Raw genomic sequence first — 20106 nt, forward strand, 5'->3', positions numbered from 1 at the left:
GGCCCGCCGGGGGATTCTCACCCCGGACCCCCAATGCTCGCTGCGCTCGCACAGCCAGCGCTCCGCGCGGCCGGATCGCGCATCCGCGCCCATCCCGTGCCCACCCTCCGCGGTGGCTGGGGTGGGGGCTCCTCATGATCCGGAAGACTTTGTGTCGCTATGACAGCACAAACTCTTCCGGATCACGGAAAACCAGGTCAGAGGCAGCCCACAGCACGAGCCAGCATCGGGCCCCGCCCATGATCCCGAACCATTCCGGTAGCCAGAGTCACCGAAACCATTCGCGATCACCCCGCGGTGGCCGCCTCTCATGATCCGGAAGACTTTATGTCGCCATGACAGCACAAACTCTTCCGGATCACGGAAAACCAGGTCAGAGGCAGCAGCCCGCAGTGCGAGCCGGCATCGGACCCGCCCATGATCCCGAACCATTCCGGTAGCCAGGGCCACCGAAACCGTTCGGGATCACCCCGCGATGGCCGTCCCTCATGATCCGGAAGACTTTATGTCGCCATGACAGCACAAACTCTTCCGGATCACGGAAAACGAGGTCAGAGGCAGCAGCCCGCAGTGCGAGCTGGCCTCGGGCACCGGCCGTGATCCCGAACGGTTCTGGTTGGCAGGGCTACCGGAATCGTTCGGGATCAGGGGGCATCGGTGGGGTCAGGACTTGGCTACCTGGCGGAGGGCGTGGGCGGCGTCCAGGGCGGCCAAGGTCGCCGAGTAGCCCTTGTCCTCCGGGGAGCCCGGCAGGCCGGCCCGGGCGCGGGCCTGGTCCAGGTTGTCGACCGTCAGCACGCCGTGGGCGACCGGGGTCGACTCGTCCAGGGCGACCCGGGTCAGCCCGTCCGTGACGGACTGGCAGACGTACTCGAAGTGGGCCGTGTCGCCGCGGACCACCACGCCCAGGGCGACCACCGCGTCGAAGCGGTGCGCCAGGGCCTGGGCCAGGACGGGCAGCTCGACGGCGCCGTCGACGCGGGCGACGGTGATGTGGTCGACGTTCGACGCCTCGCCGGCCTCGATGGCCCGGTTGAGCATGTGGTCGACCAGCTCGGCGTGCCACCGGGTGGCGACGATGCCGAGGGTCAGTCCGGTGCCGTCAACCCGCTGCAGCACCGGTGCGCCAATTCCAGCCATCACGCAAGTCCTTCCGCGACCTCGTCGAGCTCGTCCAGCAGATGCCCCATGCGGTCCCGCTTCGTGCGCAGGTAGCGCACGTTCTCCGGGTGCGGCCGGGTCGGCAGGGGCGTGCGACCCAGCACGGACAGACCGTACCCTTCCAGACCCGCCCGCTTTGCCGGGTTGTTCGTCAACAGGCGCATCGTCTTGATGCCGAGGTCGACGAGGATCTGCGCGCCGGTGCCGTAGTCGCGGGCGTCGGCCGGCAGGCCGAGGTCCAGGTTGGCGTCGACGGTGTCCCGGCCGAGGTCCTGCAGCTGGTACGCCTGCAGCTTGTGGATCAGGCCGATGCCGCGCCCCTCGTGGCCGCGCATGTAGAGGACCACGCCGCGGCCCTCGGCGGCGACCAGCTTCATGGACGCGTGCAGCTGGGGGCCGCAGTCGCAGCGCACCGACGCGAACACGTCGCCGGTGAGGCACTCGGAGTGCACGCGGACGAGCACGTCCTCGCCGTCGCCGAGGTCGCCGTAGACGAGGGCGATGTGCTCGCCGTCGTCGAACTCGGTCGTGTACCCGACGGCCCGGAACACGCCGTGCTCGGTCGGCAGCCGGGTCTCGGCGACCCGCTCGATCTGCTTCTCGGTGTGCCGGCGGTACGCGATGAGGTCGGCGATGCTGACCAGCGCCAGGTCGTGCTGCTTGGCGAAGGCCTGCAGGTCGGGCAGGCGCATCATGGTGCCGTCGTCGTTGACCATCTCGCACAGCACGCCCGCGGGGCGCAGGCCGGCCATGGAGGCGAGGTCGACGGCCGCCTCGGTGTGCCCGGCGCGGCGCAGGACCCCGCCCTCCTTGGCCCGCAGCGGCACGATGTGCCCGGGGCGCGTGAGGTCGGTCGGCTTGGTGTCCTCGGACGCGAGGAGCCTGATCGTGCGGGCCCGGTCGGCGGCGGAGATGCCGGTCGTCCCGCCGAACCTGGCGTCGACGGTCACGGTGTACGCCGTGCCGCGGCGGTCCTGGTTCGTGCGGTACATCGGCGGCAGATCGAGCCGGTCGGCCTCAGCCTCCATGATCGGCACGCAGATGTAGCCCGACGTGTAGCGGACCATGAACGCGACCAGCTCCGGAGTGGCGAACTCCGCGGCGAAGATCAGGTCGCCCTCGTTCTCGCGGTCCTCGTCGTCCACGACGATGACGGCCTTGCCGGCGGCGATGTCCTTGACCGCCCGCTCGATCGGGTCCAGGCCCGTGACCGGCGATCCCATCACTTGCCACCCTTCGCCAGCAGCTTCTCGACGTACTTGGCCATGATGTCGACCTCCAGGTTGACCTTCTCGCCGACGCTCTTGGCACCGAGCGTCGTGAGCTTGAGCGTGGTCGGGATGAGCCCGACGGAGAACGTGTCGTCGGTGACCGCCATGACGGTCAGCGAGATGCCGTCGACGGTGATGGAGCCTTTCTCCACGACGTACCGGCTGAGCTGCGGCGGAAGGGAGAACGTGACGGTCTCCCACTGGTCGCCGGCCTCCCGCGACAGGACCGCGCCGACGCCGTCCACGTGGCCCTGCACGATGTGACCGCCGAGGCGGGTGGCCATGGTCGCGGCGCGCTCCAGGTTGACCGGGGAGCCCGCGGTGAGCGTGCCCAGCGTGGACCGGTCCAGCGACTCGCCCATCACGTCGGCGGTGAAGACGCCGCCGTCGTTGTCGACCACGGTGAGACAGACGCCGTTGACGCTGATGGAGTCGCCGTGAGCCGCGTCGGAGGTGACGGTCACGCCGCGGATCGACAGCCGCGCCGAGTCGCCGAGCGGGTCGATCGCGACGACCGTGCCGAGCTCTTCGATGATGCCCGTGAACACTGGGTCACGCACCTTTCACTGTTGCCGTCAGGCGCACGTCAGGCCCGACCACGGCAAGGTCGACAACGTCGAGCGTCAATGCCTCGGCGATGGTGGAGATTCCCGCGGCGCCCAGGGCGGCCGGACCGGCGCCGAGCAGCTTCGGGGCGAGGTAGGCGACGACCCGGTCGACCAGACCGTCGGCGAGGAACGCGCCCGCCAGGGTCGGGCCGCCTTCCAGCAGCGCAGTGCGGACGCCCTGGTCGTACAGGTGCCGCAGCATGCCGCGAAGGTCGACCCTTCCGCCCTCAGGTGCGGCGGCCACGAACGTCGGCGCCGAGCCGTCCAGGATCTTCGCGGCGGCAGGTGTACGACTACCGCCTTCCACCACGACCCGCAGCGGCTGGCGGGCGGCGGGCCCCTCGGGCGTGCGGACGGTGAGCTGCGGGTCGTCGGCGAGGACGGTGCCGATGCCGGCGATGATCGCGTCGACGCCGGCCCGGATGCGGTGCACGTCGGCCCGGGCCTCCGGCGAGGTGATCCACTTGCTGGTGCCGTCGGCGGCGGCGGAGCGCCCGTCGAGCGTGGCGGCGAACTTCCAGATCACGTACGGCGTGCCCCGCCCGACCGCGGTCAGCCAGCCGATCATCGCGTCGCGCGCGGCGTCGTCGGTGACGATGTCGACCTGGACACCGGCACCGCGGAGCGTCTCCGCGCCGCCCGCGGCGACCGGATTCGGGTCGCGGACGGCGACGACGACGCGGGCGACCCCGGCCGCGATCAGGGCCTGCGTGCAGGGGCCGGTGCGGCCGGTGTGGTCGCACGGTTCGAGGGTGACGTAAGCGGTGGCCCCCCGGGCCAGCTCGCCGGCCGCCGCAAGGGCGCTGACCTCGGCGTGCGACCCTCCGGCGGGTGCCGTGCGGCCCTCGCCGACGACGTCGCCACCGGGGCCGACGAGGACGCAGCCGACGTTGGGGTTGGGGCTGGTCTCGCCGAGGCTGCGCAGGGACAGCTCGACGGCACGCCGCATGTGGCTGGCATCTGCGTCTGCGTCCATGGCCCTCTCCGCGCGGTGTGGTCACGCGTCGGGAGGCTGATGGGGACGGCTGCGGGCGGGGTGCGGGAATGCGCAGATGCGCAGGCCAGCCCCCAGGCGCCCGTCGAAACGGACACCGGATCCCGCGCGCTGAACTCCCATCCGGACTTTGACCGTCGGCTCTGGACTCACACCAGATCCACCGGCCGATGGCTTCGACCGGGTCGCGGGCTCGCGGTCTACGACCGCTTACCGCCGGTTCGGAATTTCACCGAGCCCCGCCAGCGCGTGGTGGGTACGTAACCTGAGTCTTGCACATTTCCGCGGCGACCGACCCGGTCCTTACCCAGGGACATACATCACAGGTGCAGCGCACTGCGGCGGTCGACAGCGACGTAGTTGCCGTTGTGCTTCTTCGCCACGGACTTCATGTCGGTGGCGATCGCGATGACCTCGCGCGGGTCGGTGAGCTGCCCGCCGGCGGCCGCCTGTCCGATCGCCACCCCGATCGACAGGGTGACCAGGTTGGCCTGCTGGACCTCGCCGTTGCGCTGCACGACCTCGACGAAGCCGCGCTCCGCGTCGGACGGGTCGTAGAGCGCGTCCGACGCCGCCTGGAACTCCAGGATCGCCTTCGTCGTCAGCGGCTTGAGCTGGTCGGGGCTGCACACGACGAGGAAGTCGTCGCCGCCGATGTGGCCGAGGAACGCCGGCGGCAGCCCGACCTCGACCACGGCACGGTGCAGCGCCCGGGCGAGCGAGGTGATGAACTCGTCGCCGCGGGCGAACCCGTACACGTCGTTGACGGCCTTGAACCGGTCGATGTCGACGTGCGAGACGGCGAAGTCGGCGCCGGCCCGCGCCCGGTCGGTGATCTCGCGCAGGATGCGGCTGTTGCCGGGCAGGCCGGTCAGCGGCGACACCTCACGGTTCTCCTGGTTGCGGCGCAGCGTGGAGCGCACCCGCGCGACCAGCTCCAGGGTGTCGAACGGCTTCACCAGGTAGTCGTCGGCACCCGCCTGCAGCCCGATGACCTTGTCCGCGGTCTGCCCGCGCGCGGTCAGCAGGATCACCGGGATCGGCGCCGTCATCGGGTCGGCCCGCAGCCGCCGGGTCAGCTCCAGGCCGTCCAGCTGCGGCATCATCCAGTCGACGACCGCGAGGGCCGGCATGTGCTCCTCGACGAGCTGCAGCGCCGTGGCGCCGTCGTGGGCGAGCAGCACCCGGTAGCCCTCGAGCTTCAGGTTGACCTCGATGAACCGGGCGATGTCGACGTCGTCGTCGACGACGAGGATGGTGTCGGGCTCGCCCATGCGCTGTCCTCTTCGGTTGTCTCAGCCGTTCGCTTCGGTCGTTCAGCCGTTCGCGTTGTTAGCCGTTCACGTTGTTGGCCGTTCGCGTTGTCAGCCGTTCGCGTTGTCAGCCGTTCGCCAGGGCGCGGAGCCTGCGCACCGCGGCGGCCGGGTCCTCTGCGCCGAAGACCGCGGTGCCCGCCACGAACGTGTCGGCACCCGCCTCCGCGCAGGCCGCGATCGTATCGTCGGCCACTCCACCGTCAACTTCAATGCGCAGCTCGAGATGGCCCGTGTCGACGTGCCGGCGCGCGGTCCTGACCTTGTCCAGCAGCTCCGGGATGAACGCCTGCCCGCCGAACCCCGCCTTGATCGTCATGATCAGCAGCAGGTCGAAGTGCGGCAGCAGCTCCAGGTACCCCTCGACAGGCGTGTCCCGGTCGATCGCGAGCCCGGCCCGGCTGCCGGCCTTCCTCAGGTCCTTCGCGATCGCGACCGGGTCCGTGGCCGCCTCGGCGTGGAACGTGACGTTGTACGCCCCCGCCTCCGCGTACTGCGTCGCCCACCGCGCCGGGTCCGCGATCATCAGGTGGCAGTCGAACGGCAGCGTGGTCGCCTTCCGCAGGCTCTGCACCACCGGCAGCCCGATCGTCAGATTGGGCACGAAGTGGTAGTCCATGACATCCACGTGCAGCCAGTCGGCGCTGCCCTCCACCACCCCGGCGGACTCGGCGAGCCGCGCGAAGTCCGCGGCGAGAATGGACGGTGCGATCACGGTGTTGCTCACATCAGCACTCTAGGCGACGGTACGCCTTCCGCCGGATATGGGGGACAATCGGTGGATGGCTGATGTCGTCGATGTGATCGTCGCCGATCATGTGCGCTTCGAGACGCTGCTCCGCTCCCTGCGCGACCGCTCCGCCGCGGATCTCGAAGGCCACCGGCGGCGCACCTTGACCGAGCTCGCCGACCTTCTCGTCGCGCACGCCACCGCCGAGGAGTCCGAGGTGTACCCGAAGCTGCGCGAGCTCACCGGCGGCGACGGCCACGTCGAGCACGGCGAGGACGAGCACCTCGACGGCCACCGCCGCCTCCTCGCCCTGCTGGACGTGCCCGACATGACGTCGCCCGCCTTCGACAAGGCCGTCAGCAAGCTCGCGAACTCGCTCTACCACCACCTCGACGAGGAGGAGCGCACCCTGATCAACGACGCCCGCGGTCTGGACCCGGCGACCCGCCAGGCCCTCGGCGACGCCTGGCTCGCCGAACGCGACCGGCTGATCACCCTCTCCTGCGGCACCCGCACCGCCGTCGCCGCCCTCCTCCCCGACTGACACCCACACCCTCACACCATCAACACCCTGACCAACATCGCTGCACGGTCAAGCCAACCACCCCCACCGCCACCGCCGCACCCCCACATGCGTTGATCAATGCCAGCCCGCGCAGCCTTCACCCCATCAACGCCGAGCAGGACAGAGGCCAGCACATATCAGGAAGGCCAGGCCGCACTGGACCAGCTCGTCGCGAAGACTGCAGCCCGCCAGAGCTACCCGGCAGAGGCTCAACCCGCACAGCGCCCGGCTCCCAGCCCACTCCAAACCGACGTTGATCAATGCCCGCTTTTGTGGCCTTTGTTCTATCGAAGTTGCGCGATCCACCTACAAGATGATCTTCAAATTGGGGGTGGATCGCGCAATGTCTATCGATGGAAAGCCGCAAACCTGGGCATTGATCAACGTCTGTGCGTGGGTCGACAGAGAAGGGTCGAGCACGGGGTGGCAGGGCCGGGCTCGGCAGGACCGGGCCAAGCAATTCGAGCCAGGCACAAGCCGAGCCAGGCAGAAACAGCGCAGGCAAAAGCCGGGCCAAGCAGAAGCCGGGCCAGGCAACAGCAGCGCAGGGTGGTGGGTGAGGGTGGTCGGCGGGGTTACTTGTCGGAGCGGCGGAGCAGGGCCAGGAACATGGCGTCGGTGCCGTGGCGGTGGGGCCAGAGCTGGACTGTCGGGCCGGTGCCCAGGTCGGGCAGGGAGGACGGCAGGAAGGGGCGGGCGTCGATGAGGTCCATGTCGATCTGGGAGCGGCGGGCCGCCTCCGTGACCGAGACCTCGGTCTCCGCCTGGTGCGGGGAGCAGGTGACGTAGGCGACCACCCCGCCCGGCCGGACCGCCCGGAACGCGGACTGCAGCAGCTCGCGCTGCAAACGGGTCAGCGGGGGCAGGTCCGACGGCTGGCGGCGCCAGCGGGCCTCGGGGCGGCGGCGCAGGGCGCCGAGGCCGGTGCACGGGGCGTCGACGAGGACCCGGTCGAAGCCGCCCTCGGGCAGGTCCGCGTCCTTGCCCACGTCGCGGCCGTCGGCGTGGATCGTGTAGACGGGCAGTCCCTCGGTGGCCTTGGCGACCAGTGCCGCCCGGTGGTGGGCGACCTCGACGGCGGTCACGTGCGCATCGCGGGTGCGGGCGAGCGCGCCGAGCAGGCCCGCCTTGCCGCCGGGGCCGGCGCACAGGTCGAGCCACCGCTCGTCGCGACCGGAAAGCCCGGAGAGCGGAGCCGCGACCAACGCGGCGGCGACGAGCTGGCTGCCCTCGTCCTGCACGTGGGCGCGGCCGTCGCGGACGGCGGCGATGCCGGCCGGGTCGCCGCCGCCGGTCAGCACGACCGCGTAGGGCGAGTACCGCCCGACGGAGGCGCCCCGCAGCGACGCGGCGAACGAAGCGGGGTCGAGCAGGCCGGGCCGGGCGCACAGGTGCACGGGCGGGGCGAGGTTGTCGGCGTCGAGGGCGAGCTCCGCCTCGTCGAGCGAGCCGAGCGCGTCGGCGAAGGCGCGCACGATCCACTGCGGGTGCGCGTGGTTGAGCGCGGCCGCCTCGAACGGGTCGGCGGGGGCCAGCCGGGTCAGCCACGCGTCGCGGTCGGACTCGGCGACGCGGCGCAGGACGGCGTTGGCGAAGCCGGCGGCGCCCGGGACCAGCGAGCGGACCAGGTCGACGGTGGTCGCGACCGCGGCGTGCGCGCCGACGCGCATGTTGAGCAGCTGGTAGGCGCCGATCCGCAGCGCGTCGCGGACGGGCGGGTCGATGCGGTCCACGGCACGGTCCGCGGCGGCGGCGACGATCGCGTCCAGGGTGCCGGTCTGGCGGAGCGTGCCGTAGGTCAGCTCGGTCGCGAACGCGGCGTCGCGGCCGGTGACCCCGGTCTCGCGGAGCAGCTTCGGCAGCACGAGGTTGGCGTACGCGTCGTCGCGGTGCACGGCGGCGACGGCCTCATAGGCGGCCTCGCGGGCGGGGTCGATCGCCGGGCGGCCACCGCGCGGCGGCCGGACGAGCCGGTCGTCACGGGCACCCGCCGGGCGCGGCCCCGGCCCCCGCCGGGGCGACCTCAAGACGAGGCTCCGGAAGCCGGGGCGCCGAGCACCACGCCGGACTCGATGCGGGCGCCACGCGCCCAGGCGTCCGCGGGCATGGCCTTCTTCCCGGGTGCGGTGACCGTGCCCAACGCGACCGGCACCGTGCCGGTGCCGACCAGGACCCGGTTGCGTTCGACGGCGACCACGCCCGGCCCGAGCGTCGCGCCGCCGCCGATGACGGAGGCGGCGGTGACCGGCGTGACCGGGCCGAGCTTCAACCGGTCGCCGCGCAGGGTCGTCCAGGCGCCGGGGGCGGGCGTGCAGGACCTGACCCGCCGGTCGACGGCGAAGGCCGGGTCGCCCCAGCGGACGAGGGCGTCGTCCACGGTGAGCTTCGGCGCGAGGGAGATGCCCTCGTGCGCCTGCGGCACGGCGGCGAGCGAGCCGGCGGCGATGCCGTCCAGGACGGAGACCAGCAGCGAGGCGCCGGAGTCGGCGAGCCGCGACAGCAGGTCGCCGGAGGTGTCGCGGGCGCCGACGGGCTCGGTGAGCGTGCCGTAGACGGGGCCGGTGTCCAGGCCCTCCTCCAGGAGGAACACGCTGGCGCCGGTCATGTCGTCGCCGTGCAGGACGGCGTGCTGGACCGGGGCCGCGCCGCGCCACGCGGGCAGCAGCGAGAAGTGCAGGTTGATCCACCCGAACCGGGGGATGTCGAGCGCGACCCGCGGCACCAGCGCGCCGTACGCGACGACCGGGCAGCAGTCGGGCGCCAGCTCACGGAGCCGGTCCAGGAACGCAGGCTCACGCGGCCGCTCGGGAGTCAGGACGGGAATGCCCCGCTCCTGCGCCCAGGCGCTGACCGGCGACGGCACCAGCTGCCGGCCGCGGCCGGAGGGCGCGTCGGGGCGGGTCACCACGGCGACCAGGTCGTGCGAGGAGGCGGCGATCGCGTCGAGGGCGGGCAGCGCCACGGCGGGCGTCCCCGCGAAGACGAGCCTCACCGGCCGAACAGACCGTGCGGGCTGGTCTTCACGACCGGCGGGGCGTCGGGGTTGTACCACTCCGCCGCCCGGATCTCCTTCATCGCCTGCTTGCGCCGGTCGGCGTCGAGCCGGTCGACGAACAGGACCCCGTCGAGGTGGTCGGTCTCGTGCTGGGCGCAGCGCGCCATCAGCCCGGTGCCGACGATCTGGATCGGGTCGCCGTGCTCGTTGAAGCCCTTGGCGATCACGTTCTGCCGGCGCTTGGTGTCCACGTAGACGCCCGGGATCGACAGGCAGCCCTCGGGACCGTCCTGCTCCTCCTCGTCGGGGAACTCGAGCACCGGGTTGACCAGGTGCCCGATGACGTCGTCGACATCGAAGGTGAACACGCGCAGCCCGACGCCGATCTGCGGGGCGGCGAGGCCGGTCCCGTTCTGCTGGCCCATGGTGTCGAGCAGGTCCTTGACCAGCTTGCGCAGCTCACGGTCGAAGTCCACGACGCTGTCGGCGGGCGTGCGCAGCACCGGGTCGCCGAAGAGGCGGACGGACTGGACGGTCAAACGAGGCACCCCATATCTGGTTCGAGTCAAACAAGTCTAGTGTGGCCCGATGACGAGCCTCCACCTGCGTGGCACCGTGCTGCCGGACGGTGACGTCCGCGACATCTGGGTGCTCGGCGACCGGCTCACCTTCCAACGCCCGTCCGGCGACGTGACCACGGTCCACGAGGGCGGGTTCATCCTGCCGGGTCTCGTCGACGCCCACGCGCACCTGGGCCACCACGCGGACACGATGGCGTTCGACCCGGAGCTGTTCGCGGCGGCCGCCCGGCAGTACACGGGCGACGGCACCCTCCTGTTGCGCGTGCCGGGGCATCGGGAGCCGATCCCGGCAAGCCTCCGCGAGGACGCCGCCGTGCCGCGGCTCGTCACCGCCGGCCCGTGGCTGGCCTGGGACGGCTTGGAGGACCTGGACGACCTGCAAACCAAAACCAGCGACCTGGCCGCGGAAGGCGTCGCGCAGGCCCTCGCCAACGACGGCTGGTGCAAGACCTACGGCGACTGGGAGTTCGACCGGATCAAGACCCCGGAGTCGGTACTGCGGGAGCTCTGCGACGCCGTGCACGCGGTGAACGGGCGGGTGGCCGCCCACTGCCAGACCGCCGAGGGCACCCGCGCCGCGGTCCTGGCCGGTGTCGACTCGATCGAGCACGCCTGGTTCCTGACGCCCGACCTGCTCGACGTGCTCGCCGCGCGGGGCGGCGCGGTGACCCCGACGTGGACGGGCTTCATCGGCCACGTCGACAACGTGCGCACGAAGCCGGAGGGGCCGCGCAAGGACTGGTTCCTCGGCGGGGTCGAGAGCCTGCGCACCGCGACCGTCGACGCGTGGGAGGCCGGCGTGACCGTCCTCGCCGGCACCGACTCCCTCGGCCACGGCGACGTCGTCGCGGAGATCGGGCACCTGGTCGCGGCGGGGCTGCCGCCGGCCGCCGCGGTCGGCGCCGCGTGCTGGGACGCCCGCCGCTACCTCGGGTTCCAGGGCATCGAGGAGGGCGCGCCCGCCGACCTCGTCGCGGTCACCGCCGACCCGAGGGTGACGCCCGAGGCGCTCCGGCACCCGTCACTGGTGCTCCTCAGGGGACGCCCAGCAAAGTAGCGACTCAGGGACGCCCAGCGAAGTAGCGGCTCAGGGACGCACGGCGAAGTAGCGACTCAGGGGACGCCCAGCAAACCGAGGACTCAGGGGACACTCAGCACAACAGGGCTAGCCTCGGCCAGGTGGCCACCAAGAAGGATGCCGTCTCGCTGCGTTCCCTCCTGCCGTACCTGCGTGACCACCGCCGGACGCTCGTCGTCGTCGGCGTGCTGTCGCTGCTCGGATCCGTCACGACCCTCGCCCAGCCGCTGCTGACCCGCGACATCCTCGACGGCCTGCAGGCCTCGGAGGCGGTCGGGCGGACCGTCGCGCTGCTGGTCGCGGTCCTCGCCGCCGTCGCGGTGCTCAACGCGCTGCGCGACTACCTGCTGCAGCGCACCGCCGAGGGGCTCGTGCTGACCGCCCGCCGGCGGCTGACCCGGCACCTGCTGCGGCTGCCGATCGCCGAGTACGACCAGCGCCGCACCGGCGACCTGCTGTCCCGCGTCGGCGCCGACACGACGCTCCTGCGGGCCGTCGTGACGTCCGGCCTGTTCGAGACCGTCACCGGCGCCGTCATGGTCGTCGGCGCCGGCGTCGCGATGCTGCTGCTCGACCCGGTCCTGTTCCTCACCGCCGGTGGCGGTCTCGCGCTGGGCCTGTCGATCGCGGTGATCTTCTCCCGCCGGGTCCGGCCCGCCTCGGAGGAGGCGCAGGCCCGCATCGGCGACATGACCAGCGCCGTCGAGCGGGCACTGACCGCGGCCCGCACGATCCGGGCGAGCAACGCGGAGGACCGTGAGGTCGCCACCGTCGAGTCCGGCGCCGAGGAGGCGTACCGCGCGGGCGTGCGGATCGCGAAGCTGCAGGCGCTCGTCGGTCCGGCCAGCGTCGCCGCGATCCAGGGCGCGTTCCTGCTGCTGCTCGGCGTCGGCGGCGCCCGCGTCGCGAACGGCACCATCTCCGTCGGTGACCTGGTCGCGTTCGTGCTCTTCCTGTTCTTCCTGGTCATGCCCCTCGGCCAGGCGTTGCACGCGTACACGCAGCTGCAGACCGGGCTGGGCGCGTTGCAGCGGATGCAGGACATCCTGGTCGTGCCCCTGGAGGAGGACGCGGGCACCGCCGCGGTGGCGGACTCCCCCGTCGCCGTCGCGTTCGAGGGGGTCACGTTCGGCTACGCGGCCTCGCTGGAGCCGGTCGTGCGCGATGTGTCGTTCACGGTGGCGTACGGCACCCGCACCGCCCTCGTCGGCCCCTCCGGGGCGGGCAAGTCGACGCTGCTGCAGCTCGTCGAGCGGTTCTACGACGCGACCGCCGGCACCGTCCGGGTCGCCGGCGTGGACGTGCGGGACCTGCCGCGGCAGGCGCTGCGCGCCCAGCTCGGCTACGTGGAGCAGGAGGCGCCGGTCCTCGCCGGGACACTGCGGGAGAACCTGCGGCTCACCACGCCCAGCGCCACCGACGCGCAGATGCTGGAGGTCCTCGACGCGGTCAACCTCGCCGACGTCGTCGAGCGGACCCCGCTCGGCCTGGACGCGCAGGTCGGCGAGGGCGGGGTGCTGCTGTCCGGCGGGGAGCGGCAGCGGCTCGCGATCGCCCGGACGCTGCTGGCCGCGCCACCGATCCTGCTGCTGGACGAGCCGACGTCCAACCTCGACGCGCGCAACGAGGTGGCATTGCGTCAGGCGATCGACACGGTGGCGCACAATCGGACGATGATCGTCGTCGCGCACCGCCTGTCGACCGTCGTCGACGCGGACCAGATCGTGGTCATGGAGGGCGGCCGGGTCGTCGCCACCGGCCGGCACGCCGACCTGCTCGACTCCAGCGAGCTGTACCGCGAGCTGGCCACCAACCAGTTGCTCGTGGCATGACCGGTCCGGCCGACGTCTGGGTGGTGGCCGGGCCGCCGGGGGCGGGCAAGTCGACGGTCGCGGACGTGCTGATCGGGCTGCTCGACCCGGTCCCGGCGCTGCTGGACAAGGACACGCTCTACGGCGGGTTCGTCGCCGCCACCCTCGCCGCCGCCGGCCGGTCCCCGGGTGAGCGCGAGGGCGTCTGGTACGACGCCAACATCAAGCTGCACGAATACGCGGGGCTCGCCGCCACCGCCCGCGAGATCCGCGCCCGCGGCTGCCCGGTGGTGCTGTCCGCGCCGTTCACCGGCCAGATCTCCGACGCGGGCCGGTGGGCCGGGTTCGTGTCCTCGCTCGGCGGCGACGCCGTCCACCTGGTGTGGGTCCGCTCCGACCCGGCGACGCTGCGGGCCCGGCTCCTGGCCCGCGGCTCGCACCGCGACGGTCAGAAGCTGGACCGGTGGGACGACTTCCTCGCGGCGATCCCGCCGGACCGGCCACCGGCGGTCCCGCACCGCGAGGTGGACAACCGCGAGGGCGCCCCGCCCCTGGAGGCGGCCCTCAGGGCCCTGCTAGCGGGCTGACAGGACCAGGTTGGTCTGCGTGGTGGCGACGACCCGTACGTCGGTGAACCCGGCCTCGGTGAGCAGCCCGGTCAACCGCGCCGCGCCCGCCTGCGCGCCCAGTGCGGCGCCGCCCTCGGAGATGGCGTGCGGCACGCACAGGTACGTCGACGCGCCGTAGAAGAGCCGCCCGAGCGGGTGCAGGTTGTCCTCGACCCGGTCCCCGGCCAGGGGTTCGACGATCAGCCAGGTGCCGTCCTCGCGCAGGGTCTCCCGGACCCGCCGGGCGGCCCCGAGGGGGTCGCCGAGGTCGTGCAGCGCGTCGAAGATCGTCACCAGGTCGTAGCCGCCACCCGGAGGCGCGGGGAACCCGGCGGCGGTCGCGACCTCGAACTCGGCCCGGACGCCGGCCTTCGCCGCGGCGGCCGTCGCGGCGGCGACCGACCCCGGGTGCGCGTCGAAGCCGGTGACCGTCGCGGCCGGGAACGCCTCGGCGATGAGGACGGTCGCGGCGCCGTGCCCGCAGCCGATGTCGGCGACGCTGCCGCCGGCGCGCAGCCGGTCGGTGACGCCGTCGAGGGCCGGCAGCCACCCGCTGATGAGGTGCTGGGCGTAGCCGGGCCGGTAGAACGCGGCGACGCCCGCGTGCAGCGCCTCGTCGTGCTCGCCCCAGCCGATGCCCTCGCCGGTGCGGAAGGCGCGTTCGAGCCGGTCGGTGTCGCGCAGGATCGCGAGGCAGAGCTCGGCCGCCGCCGGCAGGTTCACCGGACCGTCGGGGTCGAGCAGGACGTGCTGCTCGGGGCTCAGCGCGTACGTGCCGCCGTCGTGCGTCAGGTAGCCGCCCGCGGTGAGCGCGCCGGCCCACTCGCGGACGTAGCGCTCCGCGGTCCCGGACCGCCGCGCCAGCTCGGCGGTCGTCGCGGGGCCCTGCCGCAGCGCGGCGAACAGGCCCGTCCGATCCCCCACCGCGATCAGCCCGGCCGACGGGCACGCGCCGAGGTCGGCGACGGCACGCTCCAGGAGCTCGTTGAACCGTTCGGTACCCATGCCTTCCATGCAACCGCCCGTCCAGGGTGACTCCGGAGCGAGAAACAGGGCGAATCACAACGGCAGAGCAGCAGGTCAGAGCTGGTCAGAGCAGATCGAGGGGGTCGACCTGGACCCGGACGGGATCGGTGGCCTTGCGGGCGGAGCGCAGGCCGGCGGCGGAGCGCAGGGCGAGGGTGAGGGCACGGCCGCCGGACCGGCCGGTGCGGACCAGCATCCGCTCCTGGCCTTCGGCGGCGGGGACGGGGCCGAGGACCTCCGCGCCCTGCGGCAGCTTCGCCGCCGCCAGGAGATCGGCGACGGCGGCCGGCGCGCCCGTCAGCGACGCCATCCGCACGACCGGCGGGAAGCCGAGCTCGCGCCGGTCGGCCAGCTCGCGGGCGGCGAGCCAGCCCGGGTCGAACCGCACGAGCGCCTGCACGACCGCGAGCGACGCGTCGGCGACCACGACGACCGTGCCGGTGTGCCGGCACAGGGACGCGGCGGTCAGCCAGCGGCGCAGCGCCTCCTCGGTGCCGCGCAGGTCGGCGCGGGTGAGCAGGGCCCAGGTGTCGAGGAGGAGGACGGCGCCGTACCCGCCGTGGGCCACGGGCTCCGCGCCGGGGGTCGACACGACGATCGACGCCTCGCCGGGGACCGTGGCGAGGACGCCGTCGCGGCCCGAGGTCCGCACCGGGGTGTCCGGGAACGCCCGGGCGAGCTCCTCGGCGGTCCGGCGCGCGCCGACGACGGAGGCGCGCAGGCGTCTGCTGCGGCATTCCGGGCAGGCGTACGCGGCGGCGACCCGTCCGCACCACCGGCACGACGGCGGCGCGGTCGCCGACGGCAGCGCGAGGGGTCCGGAGCAGTTCGGGCAGCGGGCCGGGGTGTGGCACTCGGCGCAGGCGACCGACGGGATGTACCCGCGCCGCGGCACCTGGATGAGCACCGGCGCGTCCCGCAGCAGCGCGTCGCGGGCGGCCCGCCAGGCGGCGGTGGGCAGCCGGGCCGAGACCGCTCCCGGGTCGCGGGCCATCTGGTCGTCCTCGCCGACGGTCACCACCTGCGGCATGTGCCGGCGCACGACGTCCCTGCCGGCGGCGACCTCGATGGCCCAGCCGGCCTCGACGAGCTGCTGGGCTTCGGCGGTACGCGCGAACCCCCCGACGATGATCCCGCACCCCGCCTGTTCGGCCCGGGCGAGCAGGACCTGCCGGGCGTGCGGGTACGGCGCCCTGGGCTCGGCGTGCAGGTCGTCGCCGTCGTCCCAGACAGCGACGAGGCCCAGGTCGGCGACGGGCGCGAAGCAGGCGGCCCTGGTGCCGATGACGACCTTCACGTGCCCGCGCGCCGCGGCGAGGAAGCGCCGGTACCGTTCGGCGGGCCCGAGCGCCGCGGACAGCGCCACGTGCGCCCCCGTGCCGCCGAGCGCACCGGTCATCGCCGCGTCGAGCCGGTCGAGGTCCCGGGCGTCCGCGACGACGATCAGCGCGCCGCGCCCGCCGGCGAGGGTGCTCGCCGCGGCCTCGGCGAGCCGCGCCGGCCAGTCCTCCCCGGGCAGCGCGGTCCACACGGCGTGCGGCCGCCGCCCGTCGCCGAGGGCCCGCAGCAGTGCCGCCCCCGCCGGATACCGCCGCCACCCGGCCTCGGAAACCGCCGGCACCGCGGCGGGCGGGACCCTGGCGGCCTGGGCGGCCGCCGAAGACGGCACGTCCGAAGACGCCTCGCCCGACGGAGCCTCGTCCGGAGACCCCGCGTCCGAAGAGGCCTCGTCCGGAGCGCCCTCGTCGGCGGCCGGCGCGGAGGGTGAATCGGCGGGGGAACGTTTCTCGGTGGCCGCGTGGCGGGGCGGGACGGCGAGGCGGAGGACGTCGGACAGGGTGCCCGCGTAGCGGTCCGCGACCTCGCGGGCCAGGGCGGCGACCTCCGGCCGCAGCACCGGCTCCGGTGACACCACCTTGTCCAGGAACTGCAGGCGGCCCCCGTGCTCCGACTCCGCGACCCGCTCCAGCAGGAACCCATCGGCGAGCTGGCCGGCGAAGCGGACCTTCACCCGGACACCTGGGACGGCGACCGCGTCGAGGGTGGTGGGCACCAGGTAGTCGAACGGCCGGTCCAGGTGCGGCAGCGGCACGTCGACGCAGATCCGGGCGACCGGCAGCACGGCGGCGGCCTCGCGGGGCCTGGCGGTGCGCGACTTTCCCGCGACGCGCTCGGCGGCGGCTTTTCCGGTGGCCTTCGCGGCGGCCTTCCCGACCGGCTCCAGTGACGGGAAGAGACCGTCCTGTGATAGGCCAGAAATAGACGTTGGCCGATCAATCCCGGTATCAGATTGATCGGCCAATGTCGAAGTGTGGATCAGGCGCCGGCGGCGGACTTCAGCTCGGCCGTGCGGCTCGCCTGCTCCCACGTGAAGCCGGGCAGCTCGCGACCGAAGTGACCGTAGGCCGCGGTCTGCTGGTAGACCGGCTTGAGCAGGTCAAGGTCGCGGATGATCGCGGCCGGGCGCAGGTCGAAGACCTCGTTGATGGCCTTCTCGATCCGCTCGACCGGCACCACCTCGGTGCCGAAGGTCTCCACGAACAGCGAGACGGGGTGCGCCTTGCCGATCGCGTAGGCGACCTGGACCTCGCAGCGCTCGGCCAGGCCGGCGGCCACGACGTTCTTCGCGACCCAGCGGGTGGCGTACGCCGCGGAGCGGTCGACCTTCGACGGATCCTTGCCGGAGAACGCGCCGCCACCGTGGCGGGCGTAGCCGCCGTAGGTGTCGACGATGATCTTGCGGCCGGTGAGGCCGGCGTCGCCCATCGGGCCGCCGATCTCGAAGCGGCCGGTCGGGTTGACCAGCAGGCGGTAGCCGTCGGTCTCCAGGCCCAGGCCCTCGAGCTCGGGGGCGATGACGTGCTCACGCACATCGGGGGTCAGCAGCGACTCGAGCGAGATGTCGGGCGCGTGCTGGCTGGAGACGACCACCGTGTGCAGCCGGACCGGGCGCAGGCCGTCGTATTCGATCGTGACCTGCGTCTTGCCGTCGGGCCGCAGGTAGGGGATCGTGCCGTCCTTGCGGACCGCGGAGAGGCGGCGCGCGAGCCGGTGCGCGAGCGCGATCGGCAGCGGCATGAGCTCGGGCGTCTCGCTGCACGCGAAGCCGAACATCATGCCCTGGTCGCCGGCGCCCTGCAGGTCGAGGTTGTCGCTGCCGGAGCCCTCGCGGACCTCGATCGCGGAGTCGACGCCCTGGGCGATGTCGGGCGACTGGGCGCCGATCGACACGCTGACGCCGCAGGAGGCGCCGTCGAAGCCCTTCTTCGAAGAGTCGTAGCCGATGCCGAGGATCGTCTCGCGGACGATCTTCGCGATGTCGGCGTAGGCGCTGGTGGTCACCTCACCGGCGACGTGGACCTGGCCGGTGGTGATGAGCGTCTCGACGGCGACCCGGCTGCGGGCGTCCTGCGTGAGGAGCGCGTCGAGGATGCCGTCACTGATCTGATCGGCAATCTTGTCGGGGTGACCTTCGGTGACCGACTCTGACGTGAACAGGCGGCGGGCCAATGGTGCTCCTCAGGGGTTACGGCGTCGGTTTGGTTGGCTTCGCAGCAGTGTACGACTTGGCCCTCGAGAACCGACAAAGGCATGGTGGACTCCAGGCCGTCACATCGTCGTGGGACCGGGATGATCAGGGCAAACGGTCGATTACGAGATCTAAAATCCTATCGGCAAGGTCGTCTTTGGACAGTTCGGGCAGGGCCGAACGGGTCCCGTCGGCGCCGAGGATGACCGCCTGGTTGTGCTCCGCGCCGAAGGTCTTGCCGACCCCGACCTCATTCACGACGATCAGGTCCGCGCGCTTGCGGAGCAGCTTTTCGTGACCGTTCGCGACGGCCTGCTCGATCGCGGCGGTCTCGGCGGCGAACGCGACGAGCACCTGCCCCGCCGGCTTCGCCGCGCCGAGCTCCGCGGCGATGTCAGGGTTGGTCACGAGCTCCAGGGTGGGCGCGGTCCCGTCCACCTTCTTGATCTTGCCGGGGGCGAAGACCGCGGGCCGGAAGTCGGCCGGCGCGGCCGCCATGACCACGGCGTCGGCCTTCGCGGCCGCGTCCAGGGTGGCGACCCGCAGCTGCTCGGTCGTCTCGACCCGGACCAGGTCGGCGCCGGCCGGGTCGGGCAGCGCCACGTTGGCCGAGATGAGGGTGACCCGCGCCCCCCGGGCGACGGCGGCCCGCGCGATCGCGTAGCCCTGCTTGCCGGAGGAGCGGTTGCCGATGAAGCGGACCGGGTCGATGGGCTCGCGGGTGCCGCCGGCGGTGACGACCACGTGCCGCCCGGCCAGGTCGGCGGCGAGGCCGCCGCGGCGCAGGAGCCGCTGGGCGGTGGCGAAGATCGCGGCCGGGGCGGGCAGCCGGCCCTTGCCGGTGTCGGCTCCCGTGAGCCGCCCCACGTCGGGCTCCAGGACCACGACGCCGCGGGAGCGGAGCGTGGCGACATTGGCCTGGGTGGCGGGGTGCTCCCACATCTCGGTGTGCATCGCCGGCGCGAAGAGCACCGGGCACCGGGCGGTGAGCAGCGTGTTGGTGAGCAGGTCGTCGGCGAGCCCGTGCGCGGCCTTCGCGAGAAGGTCGGCGGTGGCGGGTGCGACGACGACGAGGTCGGCCTCGCGGCCGAGCCGGACGTGCGGGACCTCGTGGGCGCCGGTCCACACGTCGGTGCTGACCGGCCGGCCGGACAGGGCGGCCCAGGTGGCCTCGCCGACGAACGTGAGCGCCGCCGCCGTCGGCACGACCCGGACGTCGTGCCCCGACTCGGTCAGCAGCCGCAGCAGCTCGCAGGCCTTGTAGGCGGCGATCCCGCCGGCGACGCCGAGAACGACCCTCGGCCGGTCACCGGCTCCGTCGTCCTCGGCGTGCATGTCGGACTAGACCTCTTCGATGCGCTCGGCGGTCAGCAGGCCGCTGTTGATCTCGCGCAGCGCGATCGAGAGCGGCTTCTCCTGCGGCGTGGTCTCCACCAGGGGACCCACGTATTCGAGAAGACCCTCACCCAGCTGGCTGTAGTAGGCGTTGACCTGACGGGCCCGCTTCGCCGCGAAGATCACCAGGGCGTACTTCGAGGTGGTCTTCTCCAGCAGCTCGTCGATCGGCGGGTTGGTGATGCCCTGGGGGTCTGCCACGGTTCCGGCCACGAAACAACCTCACGACTTTCCAATTGACAGCTCGCGAACCCGTAAACCTTACCAGCCCAGGGCGCACGTGGTGGGAGCGCAGCGAGCATCGGGGGTCCGGGGTGAGAATCCCCCGGCGGGACCCGCCGCTCGCGCCCGCCGGCGAGCACCTTGGCGTCGTCGGACGAGCCGAGCGCCGTCACCGCTTCTTCCACTGTGGACGGTTTCAGGTAGTCGAACGCGACGGGG

18 protein-coding genes and 1 riboswitch are annotated in these 20106 nt (G+C 72.8%); of the genes, 4 read left to right on the forward strand and 14 right to left on the reverse strand.

Going from position 1 to position 20106, the window contains the following annotated elements:
• Window positions 1-663 precede the first annotated feature (663 nt).
• The 6 genes from ribH to rpe all read right to left on the reverse strand — a co-directional run bounded on the left by ribH (window position 664) and on the right by rpe (window position 6074).
• Complete coding sequence (ribH, locus tag AB0I21_RS54845; RefSeq protein ID WP_344503583.1) at window positions 664-1140, reverse strand: 6,7-dimethyl-8-ribityllumazine synthase; 477 nt, start codon at window positions 1138-1140, stop codon at window positions 664-666.
• Window positions 1140-2384, reverse strand: a complete 1245-nt coding sequence (locus AB0I21_RS54850) for a bifunctional 3,4-dihydroxy-2-butanone-4-phosphate synthase/GTP cyclohydrolase II (protein WP_360573624.1) — start codon at window positions 2382-2384, stop codon at window positions 1140-1142. The genes ribH and AB0I21_RS54850 overlap by 1 nt, the downstream gene beginning before the upstream one ends.
• A complete protein-coding gene (locus tag AB0I21_RS54855) occupies window positions 2384-2980 on the reverse strand; it encodes a riboflavin synthase (RefSeq protein ID WP_360573626.1) in 597 nt (198 codons plus the stop codon). Before AB0I21_RS54855 ends, AB0I21_RS54850 begins: the two co-directional genes overlap by 1 nt.
• A gap of 4 nt (window positions 2981-2984) precedes the next feature.
• Window positions 2985-4016, reverse strand: a complete 1032-nt coding sequence (gene ribD, locus AB0I21_RS54860) for a bifunctional diaminohydroxyphosphoribosylaminopyrimidine deaminase/5-amino-6-(5-phosphoribosylamino)uracil reductase RibD (RefSeq protein WP_360573628.1) — start codon at window positions 4014-4016, stop codon at window positions 2985-2987.
• A 124-nt stretch (window positions 4017-4140) separates the two neighbouring features.
• Window positions 4141-4285, reverse strand: a riboswitch (FMN riboswitch).
• Between the two features lie 69 nt (window positions 4286-4354).
• Window positions 4355-5308, reverse strand: coding sequence for a response regulator (locus tag AB0I21_RS54865; RefSeq protein WP_344503580.1), 954 nt, complete (start codon window positions 5306-5308; stop codon window positions 4355-4357).
• 106 nt (window positions 5309-5414) lie between these two features.
• Window positions 5415-6074: a ribulose-phosphate 3-epimerase gene (gene rpe, locus AB0I21_RS54870; RefSeq protein WP_360573630.1), complete on the reverse strand. Its 660-nt coding sequence runs from the start codon at window positions 6072-6074 to the stop codon at window positions 5415-5417.
• Window positions 6075-6129: 55 nt separating this feature from the next.
• On the opposite strand from rpe, the gene AB0I21_RS54875 reads away from it, so the two are divergent.
• Window positions 6130-6621 carry a hemerythrin domain-containing protein gene (locus AB0I21_RS54875; RefSeq protein WP_360573632.1) on the forward strand — a complete coding sequence of 164 codons (492 nt, stop codon included), beginning with the start codon at window positions 6130-6132 and terminating at the stop codon, window positions 6619-6621.
• A 596-nt stretch (window positions 6622-7217) separates the two neighbouring features.
• Here AB0I21_RS54875 and AB0I21_RS54880 read toward each other — a convergent pair.
• The 3 genes from AB0I21_RS54880 to def are packed head-to-tail and all read right to left on the reverse strand — an operon-like array spanning window position 7218 to window position 10176.
• Window positions 7218-8669, reverse strand: coding sequence for an RsmB/NOP family class I SAM-dependent RNA methyltransferase (locus AB0I21_RS54880; protein ID WP_360573634.1), 1452 nt, complete (start codon window positions 8667-8669; stop codon window positions 7218-7220).
• On the reverse strand, window positions 8666-9634 hold the full coding sequence (gene fmt, locus AB0I21_RS54885) for a methionyl-tRNA formyltransferase (RefSeq protein ID WP_360573636.1): 969 nt from the start codon (window positions 9632-9634) through the stop codon (window positions 8666-8668). Before fmt ends, AB0I21_RS54880 begins: the two co-directional genes overlap by 4 nt.
• Entirely contained in the window at window positions 9631-10176 is a 546-nt protein-coding gene (def, locus tag AB0I21_RS54890; RefSeq protein ID WP_344503576.1) for a peptide deformylase, read from the reverse strand. The genes fmt and def overlap by 4 nt, the downstream gene beginning before the upstream one ends.
• 49 nt (window positions 10177-10225) lie before the next feature.
• On the opposite strand from def, the gene AB0I21_RS54895 reads away from it, so the two are divergent.
• The 3 genes from AB0I21_RS54895 (at window position 10226) to AB0I21_RS54905 (ending at window position 13694) form a co-directional block, all read left to right on the forward strand.
• The gene (locus AB0I21_RS54895; RefSeq protein WP_360573639.1) at window positions 10226-11275 is read left to right on the forward strand and encodes an amidohydrolase family protein; all 1050 of its coding nucleotides are present in this window, start codon (window positions 10226-10228) and stop codon (window positions 11273-11275) included.
• A gap of 122 nt (window positions 11276-11397) precedes the next feature.
• Complete coding sequence (locus AB0I21_RS54900) at window positions 11398-13128, forward strand: ABC transporter ATP-binding protein (RefSeq protein WP_360573641.1); 1731 nt, start codon at window positions 11398-11400, stop codon at window positions 13126-13128.
• Window positions 13125-13694 (forward strand): AAA family ATPase, encoded by a 570-nt coding sequence (locus AB0I21_RS54905; RefSeq protein ID WP_360573643.1) that lies wholly within the window; start codon window positions 13125-13127, stop codon window positions 13692-13694. Before AB0I21_RS54900 ends, AB0I21_RS54905 begins: the two co-directional genes overlap by 4 nt.
• On the opposite strand, the gene AB0I21_RS54910 is transcribed toward AB0I21_RS54905, so the two are convergent.
• The 5 genes from AB0I21_RS54910 to rpoZ all read right to left on the reverse strand — a co-directional run bounded on the left by AB0I21_RS54910 (window position 13683) and on the right by rpoZ (window position 19878).
• Window positions 13683-14720: a class I SAM-dependent methyltransferase gene (locus AB0I21_RS54910; protein ID WP_360573645.1), complete on the reverse strand. Its 1038-nt coding sequence runs from the start codon at window positions 14718-14720 to the stop codon at window positions 13683-13685. The genes AB0I21_RS54905 and AB0I21_RS54910 overlap by 12 nt on opposite strands.
• Before the next feature lie 85 nt (window positions 14721-14805).
• Window positions 14806-16863, reverse strand: a complete 2058-nt coding sequence (locus AB0I21_RS54915; protein WP_360573647.1) for a primosomal protein N' — start codon at window positions 16861-16863, stop codon at window positions 14806-14808.
• A 194-nt stretch (window positions 16864-17057) separates the two neighbouring features.
• A complete protein-coding gene (gene metK / locus AB0I21_RS54920) occupies window positions 17058-18251 on the reverse strand; it encodes a methionine adenosyltransferase (protein ID WP_344503570.1) in 1194 nt (397 codons plus the stop codon).
• A 124-nt stretch (window positions 18252-18375) separates the two neighbouring features.
• Window positions 18376-19605: a bifunctional phosphopantothenoylcysteine decarboxylase/phosphopantothenate--cysteine ligase CoaBC gene (gene coaBC / locus AB0I21_RS54925; protein ID WP_360573649.1), complete on the reverse strand. Its 1230-nt coding sequence runs from the start codon at window positions 19603-19605 to the stop codon at window positions 18376-18378.
• A gap of 6 nt (window positions 19606-19611) precedes the next feature.
• Window positions 19612-19878 (reverse strand): DNA-directed RNA polymerase subunit omega, encoded by a 267-nt coding sequence (rpoZ, locus tag AB0I21_RS54930; protein WP_033356843.1) that lies wholly within the window; start codon window positions 19876-19878, stop codon window positions 19612-19614.
• Window positions 19879-20106: the final 228 nt, after the last annotated feature.

The organism is Dactylosporangium sp. NPDC050588, from assembly GCF_040654975.1.
Taxonomy (GTDB): domain Bacteria; phylum Actinomycetota; class Actinomycetes; order Mycobacteriales; family Micromonosporaceae; genus Dactylosporangium; species Dactylosporangium maewongense.